General features: G+C 38.5%; 5 protein-coding genes. 3 read left to right on the top strand and 2 right to left on the bottom strand.

Annotated features, from left to right (window positions below; all coding sequences use genetic code 11):
- Position 1: 1 nt before the first annotated feature.
- Together ACFI34_RS08965 and ACFI34_RS08960 are read right to left on the bottom strand one after the other, a co-directional pair.
- On the bottom strand, positions 2-1498 hold the full coding sequence (locus ACFI34_RS08965; RefSeq protein WP_462673236.1) for an amidase family protein: 1497 nt from the start codon (positions 1496-1498) through the stop codon (positions 2-4).
- Positions 1499-1587: 89 nt separating this feature from the next.
- Positions 1588-3195 carry an NAD(P)/FAD-dependent oxidoreductase gene (locus ACFI34_RS08960; RefSeq protein WP_462673235.1) on the bottom strand — a complete coding sequence of 536 codons (1608 nt, stop codon included), beginning with the start codon at positions 3193-3195 and terminating at the stop codon, positions 1588-1590.
- Between the two features lie 192 nt (positions 3196-3387).
- On the opposite strand from ACFI34_RS08960, the gene fdxA reads away from it, so the two are divergent.
- The 3 genes from fdxA to ACFI34_RS08945 all read left to right on the top strand — a co-directional run bounded on the left by fdxA (position 3388) and on the right by ACFI34_RS08945 (position 8252).
- Entirely contained in the window at positions 3388-3711 is a 324-nt protein-coding gene (gene fdxA / locus ACFI34_RS08955) for a ferredoxin FdxA (RefSeq protein ID WP_006791755.1), read from the top strand.
- Positions 3712-3857: 146 nt separating this feature from the next.
- Complete coding sequence (locus ACFI34_RS08950; RefSeq protein ID WP_462673234.1) at positions 3858-6101, top strand: carbohydrate binding family 9 domain-containing protein; 2244 nt, start codon at positions 3858-3860, stop codon at positions 6099-6101.
- A gap of 240 nt (positions 6102-6341) precedes the next feature.
- Positions 6342-8252 carry a putative bifunctional diguanylate cyclase/phosphodiesterase gene (locus ACFI34_RS08945; RefSeq protein WP_462673233.1) on the top strand — a complete coding sequence of 637 codons (1911 nt, stop codon included), beginning with the start codon at positions 6342-6344 and terminating at the stop codon, positions 8250-8252.
- Positions 8253-8567: the final 315 nt, after the last annotated feature.

Raw genomic sequence — 8567 nt, 5'->3', positions numbered from 1 at the left:
TTTACTCAGGTTTTTTTATGGTCGAAATAAAAGCTTCGTCGATTAGTTGAGCATGCTGATAGGCCGTTTGTTGCTGGTTTTTATTTGCAATAATAGATAACCCAACAGGTAGTCCACTGACTTGACCAACAGGAAGAGTTATATGAGTTGTGCCGGCAATTGCTGATAAAGAGCTACTACTGCCTTTAAAGTTATCACCATTTACCAAGTCTGTTTTCCACGCAGGCGATGTGGTTGGAGCAATGACTACATCCACATTATTATTTTTGTATAAATTAGTAATGGCAGCGGTGGCTAATGTGCGGTAACGCTGTTTAGTTTTTTGGTATTTGTCTGTTTGCGTTAAGTCGATAGCGTTGGCTTGTATTAAAATGTCTTGCCCAAAATGGGGCATTTCAGCTGCTTTGTTTTGTTTATTAAAATCAATCAATGCACTTAAACTTTTTACCTTCACTTGGTCAGGGGTATTTGCTAAATACTGGTTTATTTCATTCTTAAAATCATAAAGTAACACGTAATATTCATCGACAAAAAGTGTGGCTAAGTCATCAGATATGTTAACGTTGACCACTGTATGACCTGCCTGTTGGAGCGCTGAGAGCTGTTTTTTGTATAAACGCTGTGTTTCTACTGTAAACTTATCACTTGGCAGTGCACCAATAACTAATGATGACTTTTTAGCATCTGGTAATGCTTGCATTTTAAAGCTATGCGTTGAAGTATCGAGCGTATCGCGACCTTGTAGAACTGATAATACAAGGCGGGCATCTTTTAATGAGTGTGTCATTGGTCCAACACTGTCTTGGCTACCAGAAAGAGGCACTACACCAGAGCGCGATACTTGGCCCATACTCGGCTTTATAGCATAAACACCGTTTACAGAAGCAGGGCAGGTAATAGAGCCATCGGTTTCTGTGCCAAGGGCTACAGGGGCAAAGTTAAGTGCGATGGCAACAGCTGATCCCGAGCTCGAACCACAGGGATTACGAGTTATGTCATGAGCATTGTGTGTTTGTCCGCCAACGGCACTCCATCCTGATGATGAGTAAGACGATCGAAAGTTAGCCCACTCACTTAAATTAGTTTTACCTAAAATAATGGCACCAGCATTACGTAACTGCTTAACCACAAAGGCATCATTATTAGTAATATTATTTTTAAGTGCTAACGAGCCTGCTGTTGTTGGTAATAAGCCTATGGTTTCTATGTTATCTTTTAAAAGTACGGGTATTCCATGAAGAGGCCCAGCCCACAGCCCTTGAGCACTAAGCTCATCAATTTTTTTAGCTTGCGTAATTGCACTAGGCTCAACATTAATGACCGCATTGAATTGAGGATTAAGTTTATTAATACGATTAATATAATGTTGGGTAAGTTGCTGGGCATTAATTGTATTATTTTTGTACGCCAAGTGAATTTCATCTATTGTTTTTAGCTCGTGTGCTGAAGTGTATAAAGCAACGACACAGGTTAATAATCCTAATAATATTTTTAACATAAAAAAGCACGCAAATAATTGTTTGGTTACTTTTAGCACAAAAAAGCCCCACAATGTGAGGCTTTACGATAATTAACTGAATATAGCGTTTAAGCGTTTTCGAGCATTGATAGCGCAACAGCTTCGGCTGCTTTTATGCCATCAATACCCGCTGATAATATACCGCCAGCGTAGCCTGCGCCTTCACCTGCAGGGTAAAGCCCTTTGGTGTTAATGCTTTGATAGCTTCTATCGCGCTTTATACTAATGGGTGATGACGTGCGTGTTTCTACACCCGTTAGTAGCCCATCATTAGTAGAAAACCCACGTATTTGCTTGTTAAAAGCAGGGATAGCCTCACGAAGCGCTTCAATTGCAAAATCAGGCAATACGTTACTAAGATCAGTTAACTTAATTCCGGGTGTGTAAGAGGGTTTTACGTCCCCTAAATCAGCAGAAGATTTGCCTTTTAAAAAGTCGCCAATAAGCTGAGCTGGTGCATCGTAGTTTTCGCCGCCTAACTTGTAAGCTTGCTCTTCTAATTTGCGCTGCAAATCAATACCCGCAAGAGGGTGACCAGGGAAATCTTTTTCAGGTGAAATACCCACAACAATAGCACTATTTGCATTGCGTTCACTGCGTGAATACTGGCTCATGCCATTGGTTACAACACGGCCTTCTTCAGATGTTGCAGCGACTACAGTGCCACCAGGGCACATACAAAAACTGTATACAGTGCGACCATTATTGCAATGGTGCACAAGTTTGTAATCGGCAGAGCCTAAAATTGGGTTTCCGGCATTTGGCCCAAAGCGACACTCGTCAATCATAGATTGCTTGTGCTCAATTCTAAAGCCAACTGAAAATGGTTTGGCCTCAATATATATTCCTTTGTCATGAATCATTTTAAAGGTATCGCGTGCGCTGTGCCCAACAGCAAGTACAACGTGACGTGTTTCAATATGTTCACCGTTAGAAAGGGTAAGGCCTGTTACTTGACCGTCGTCTAAGTGGATATCGTCTACACGTGTGCTAAAGCGAATTTCTCCGCCAAGCTCTATAATACGAGCGCGCATTTTCTCAATCATAGTGACGAGTTTAAAGGTACCAATATGAGGTTTGCTTACATACAAAATTTCTTCAGGTGCGCCGGCTTCAACAAATTCAGCAATAACTTTGCGTCCATAATGTTTTGGATCTTTTACTTGGCTGTATAATTTTCCATCTGAGAATGTACCTGCGCCGCCTTCACCAAACTGCACATTAGATTCGGTGTTTAGTGCTTTTTTTCGCCAAAAGCCAAAGGTGTCTTTGGTACGTTCACGTACTTCTTTGCCACGCTCAACAATAATTGGGTTAAAGCCCATTTGGGCAAGCACTAAGCCTGCAAACAAACCACAGGGGCCAAATCCAATAACAACAGGACGCTCGGTGATATTTTCGTTTGCTTGAGCTACAAATTTATAGGATGTGTCGGGCGCTGTTTTCACATGTTGATCTTTTGCAAATGCGGCTAAAAGCTCAGCTTCGTTATCAACTTCTATATCAAGGGTGTAGATGAGTAATATGGCTGTTTTTTTACGAGCATCATAACCGCGTTTAAATACGTTATAACTGTGTAATTGTGCAGGTTGTATTTTTAGTTTGTTGATAATGGCTTGGCCAATGGCATTTTCATCATGATCAAGTGGTAATTTTATTTCAGTTAAACGTATCATTATTATCTCTATTTGGTGTCTTAGCGGGTGTTTCTCCGCTCACAATAAGAAAGTGTAGGGCACGAATTGGCTTTACTTTAAGGGCGCATATACTACGTTAAATTAGCTAAATATGGCAGTTATTTATTGTATTTTTGAGGTGAAAGGGTATGATCGCCCATAGTTAAATTAGCTTTATGGTACAAAAAATTTATGGCGTTTGTAGTTACTGAAAATTGCATAAAATGTAAGTACACCGATTGTGTATCAGTGTGTCCTGCGGATGCATTTTTTGAAGGCCCTAATTTTCTAGCAATTAGCCCAATTGATTGTATTGATTGTGGATTATGCGTACCGGAATGCCCAGCTGAAGCAATTTATCAAGAAGATGAGTTACCCGACTCTCAAAAAGAGTTCACCGAACTTAATGCAGAGCTTGCCTTAATTTGGCCGCGCATTACCCAAGTCAAATCTGCCCCTGATGATGCTGACACATGGAATGGAGTTGAGAATAAGCTAAAGTTACTCGACACTTAACCGTGTAATTAAAATAACCCTTTATTATTAATTAGTTAATATTTAGCGAAATTTTGTTTGCAAGGTATTAACAAATGTACCTGCTTAAATTACACTCCGGCTTAGAAATTACTCATATTGGGTAAAGTTGTTCTAAATGGATGTTTATGCAGTACTTTATAACTATAAAAAAACCACTCACGCTTTTACTTTTATCCTTTTTTCTCCTATTTAATAGCTTCTGTGTATTTGCAGAAAAAGAGCAGGTATCGCTAGCACGAATCAATCAAAATATCAGTGTTGATGGCGTACTTGATGAAGCGCATTGGAAAAAAGCGACCTATGTTCCTTTACTCGTTCAAGATGAGCCTAATGAAAGAGGCACACCTCCGGTAAAAACCGATGCCTACATGTACGAAGATGGCACAAATTTGTATGTTGGTTTTATTGCGTACGATCCGGAGCCAGATCAAATACGTGCTTCACTTCGTGACCGAGATACCCTTTGGCAAGATGATACTGTCATACTCGTATTAGATACCTTTAATGATGAGCGCTCAGGCTATGAGTTTTTTGTTAACCCGTTAGGTGCACAAGGCGATTTACGCATGAGCGATACCGATGGTTGGCAGTCTGATCCGTCGTGGAATGCAATTTGGGATAGTGCCGGAAAAATCACCGATAAAGGTTATGTAGTTGAAATGCGTATTCCTTTTAAAGCACTGCGCTTTCCAGAAAATAAAAAAGATTTAACGTGGGGGTTTTTATTAATGAGAAACTACCCTAGGGATGTACTCTATCAAATATCGAATATGGGGTTTGATCGGGATGTTAAATGTAGCTTGTGTCAGTTTGATAAGTTAACTGGCTTGAGCGAATTAGCATCTAGTAAAAATGTTCAACTTACCCCAACGCTCACAGCACTTCGCCACGATGATAAAGCACAAGTTCCCGGTGACTGGGAGAACGGTGACATAGATACTGAGGCCGGTTTAGATTTACGCTGGGGAATAACAAAAGACGCGGTGTTAAATGCGACTATTAATCCTGACTTTTCGCAGGTAGAGACTGATTCTCTTGAGCTTGACGTGAACACAACCTACTCAATTTATTATGCAGAGAAAAGACCTTTCTTTTTAGATGGTGCCTCTTATTTTAAAAGTAGCTTGTTTGAGCTTTTATACACTCGAACCATTGCAGAGCCAACTTTAGGGGCAAAGTTAACCGGCAAAACGGACGGGCATAGCTATGCACTTATGCTAGCTGATGACGAGAACAGCAATATCCTATTACCAACAAATCAGGGTTCTGGTTTTGCCTCACTGAATGAGAAAACACAGGCAGCAGTTGGCCGTTATCAATATGACTTGGGTGATCAAGGCACGTTAGGTATATCAAGTACGCACCGACAAAGCGATAATTATCGTAATACGGTGTTATCAGTTGATGGCAGCTATTGGTTTAACCAGTCTGACACATTGCTTTATCAACTATCATCAGCTGATACGCGAAATTCAGACTTTTTAGTTGATAACTATGGCCTTTCTAAAACGCAGTCAGATCAGGCTTATGCAATTGAATTAACCCGTGACAAGCGAGACTATAAACTTTTCACATCCTATGAAAATATTGGCGAGGATTATCGCACCGATTTAGGGTATCAAGCAAAAGTTGATTATGAAAAGGTGCTAATTGGCGGCGGCCAAACGTGGTATCGAGATGAGTTAGATTTAATTACGTCATGGTCATATGAAGCTGATTGGGATAAAACCTGGTCGCAAAGTGGTGACTTGCTTGAGGAAGAATACGAAGGCTTTTTAAGTTTTAAGGGTCAAAAGCAGTCTTTATTTAATATTGGCTTTATTCATCGTAAAGAGAGTTATTACGATGAGTTTTACAATCAAAATATAGGTTACCTTTATACTTCACTTAAACCCACTAAAGACTTGAACCTATCGTTTTATCTAGAGTATGCAAGCCGTATTGACTATACAAATTTAGAGCTTGGCGATGTAATTAATACACAAACCCAAGCAGTTTGGGATATAAACGATCATTGGCAAGTGGATATAAGGCATAGTTATAGTAAGTTAGATAATCCACGAGATGGCCGCGTTTATACAGCAAATTTAGTCGACTTTAGGCTGCATTATAAATTTAACATGCGATCTATGTTAAAGCTAATTTTACAAGTTGAAGATATAGACAGAAACAAAGATGCATATTTTTACCAAGTAAGCCAAACAAATAAAGACTATGGTAGCCAACTGGTTTATTCGTATAAGATTAACGCGCAAACGTTATTTTACTTAGGTTACTCAGATAGGGGGTATCAAGACGATACACTCGAAAATATAGAACGTGACCAACGCACTTTTTTCACAAAGTTAAGTTATGCATGGCAGCTTTAATAAAGTAATGTAAGCTCATAAGCAGGCGAAATAGGGGGGGGTATGAGCGCCCATTCAAAACTTTCTATTTTAGCCTTACACCTCTCGTAGTACCTATAAACCTGCTTTTTTCAGTCTACTCTGCAAAAATACTCGCACAAAAAATCAACATACTTCACATAAATAATTGCTTACAAATAGAAATAGGAGATATAATGAGCATTTAGTCATTAAGGAGTTAGTATTGTTAGGGAATTTCTCATGAACAAATTAAAGCATGTTGGATTAATTTCCTTATTCACTTTGTTATTTTGCTTTTACCTAAATGCTGAATTAACGAGCCAAATAAGCCGTACCAATCTGTTTCAGTCTAATTTTAGTGTTAAAAAATTTGACATAAGCAGTACCAGTTTAGATATTGCCCCTTGGTATAACCCGGTTCTAAGCGGACACTATACAATTGAAAGTGATTCTCAAACATTACTCCTTGTTAAAACAACGGAACAACATTTTATTGCGGCTGATAAAAACGCACTCATTTTGATGGTGTTAACGTCGCCTAAAAACATTATTGTTTTCTTCTCTTGTCTACTTTTGCTTGCTGTTTACATAAAAAAACAAAGCAGGAAACAAAATCACAAACATAAGCTAAGTCAACTTAATCAGCAGGCTAATAAACTTTTAGAGTCGTTTAATTTAGATATTGAACCTACTCAAAACCCTAATGGTATTAGTAATTTAAGTAAATCTATTACTACCCTAAATATGCATGTAGTGAATTATGTTAAACAAACACAAACAAGCATATGCCAAGATAAATTAACACAACTCATCGATAGACATGCCTACATTGAGCATATTGGTAGGCATATAAACCAAACCGGTCAAAAAGAACTTACTTGTGCATTATTATTTATAGATCTCGATGGATTTAAGCAAGTTAACGACTCATTTGGTCATAGTTTTGGCGACGAAATACTGGTGCAAGTTGCCACGCGATTAGCTAATGTATTGCGTCACCATAAGTTGAGTAATATCAATTCTGCAAACCAGTTAGAACAAAATTTATCGCGTTTAGGGGGGGACGAGTTTTCTATTTTTATTGAATCGTTGGATGAAAGCGACAAGGTAGTCGACATAGCAAAACAAGTACTTAGTGAGCTTGAAAAAGACTTTGTACTTGGCAATAAAATTGTAAAAATTAGTGCAAGCATTGGTATTGCTACTTATCCAGAAAGCGCATCTACACCACAAGCATTGTTGCAGTTGGCAGATGTAGCAATGTATCGAGCTAAAAGTGACGGTAAGGGGATTTTTAAAGTGTATTCCCCTGAAATGGGTAACAAAATGCGCCGCTATCATTATTTACTCGAAGAGCTTCGTTTAGCTATTGCATGTAAAGATTTTTATCTATCGTTTCAGCCCATCGTGCACGTAGAAGATTGCATGATTGACTATTTTGAAGCACTCACACGCTGGAATCACCCTGTTGAAGGCATGATTTCACCTGCCGAATTTATTCCTATTGCTGAAGAGTCAAATTTAATATTAGAGTTGGGTGATTGGATTATGCTTGAGTCATGTAGGCAAATGGCCGCGTGGCATAATGCAGGTATGCGCAAAGTAAAAATATCGGTGAATATTTCAGGTATTCAGTTAAAACACCGTGACATATATGATTGGATCACAAAAATCCTTAAAAGTACCGGCTTACCCGCAACGTCTTTAATGCTTGAGGTGACAGAGTCTACCTTTATTCAGGCAAGTACTAGAATTATCGATGAGTTGAGTAAGCTAAGAGAAGACGGTGTAACTATTGCTATAGACGATTTTGGTACCGGATTTAGCTCTTTAAGCACCCTTGCAGATTTACCTATTGATGTTATTAAAATTGATCGTTCGTTTATAACTCAAGCTAATAAAAGTAAAAAGTATAATGACATACTCAATACCATTAGTGAGCTAGGCCAAAGGTTGGGTCTAAAAATAGTCGCTGAAGGTGTGGAAGAGATTGCCCAATTTGAGCTTGTAAAAAAATTAGGTGTGAGCTCAGTTCAAGGTTATTTAGTGAGTCGGCCAGAGTCTTCCATTAATGTCGGAAACAAAATATTACGCAATAATAATGCTAATTTATCTGCATCGGGTTCTAGTGCCTGGGAAATTTCTAAATAAAAATGTGTTACTAAGGCGTTTACTGGACAATTTTTAATTAAGGCATAGCTTTAATTACATAAATAATAAAAACTAGATGTTAAGGCTTAGATAATATGCATCGAAGCTCCCTGATCAAAGAAAACCTTAATGATACTGTTAGGTTACTTTACGAGAACGCTTATTCAGGTTTACTCGTTACTTTATTTGCCAGCGCCTGTATTACCTTTAGTTTTAATAAAGGCGGGTTATTAAACTATAACGATAAGCTAATTTGGTGGCTTATTATGCTGTTCGTTTTGGGGATTCGATTTTTAGATATCCGTATTTTTTTAA

The sequence above is a fragment of the Pseudoalteromonas sp. PSi26 genome (genome assembly GCF_054960575.1).
This window is presented reverse-complemented; position numbering and strand designations above follow the sequence as displayed.

Excerpts from the sequence above, each read along its gene's own strand:
- ACFI34_RS08960 (WP_462673235.1), bottom strand. The coding sequence starts at position 3,195 with ATGATACGTTTAACTGAAATAAAATTACCACTTGATCATGATGAAAAT.
- fdxA (WP_006791755.1), top strand. The coding sequence starts at position 3,388 with ATGGCGTTTGTAGTTACTGAAAATTGCATAAAATGTAAGTACACCGAT.
- ACFI34_RS08945 (WP_462673233.1), top strand. The coding sequence starts at position 6,342 with ATGAACAAATTAAAGCATGTTGGATTAATTTCCTTATTCACTTTGTTA.
- ACFI34_RS08965 (WP_462673236.1), bottom strand. The coding sequence starts at position 1,498 with ATGTTAAAAATATTATTAGGATTATTAACCTGTGTCGTTGCTTTATAC.
- ACFI34_RS08950 (WP_462673234.1), top strand. The coding sequence starts at position 3,858 with ATGCAGTACTTTATAACTATAAAAAAACCACTCACGCTTTTACTTTTA.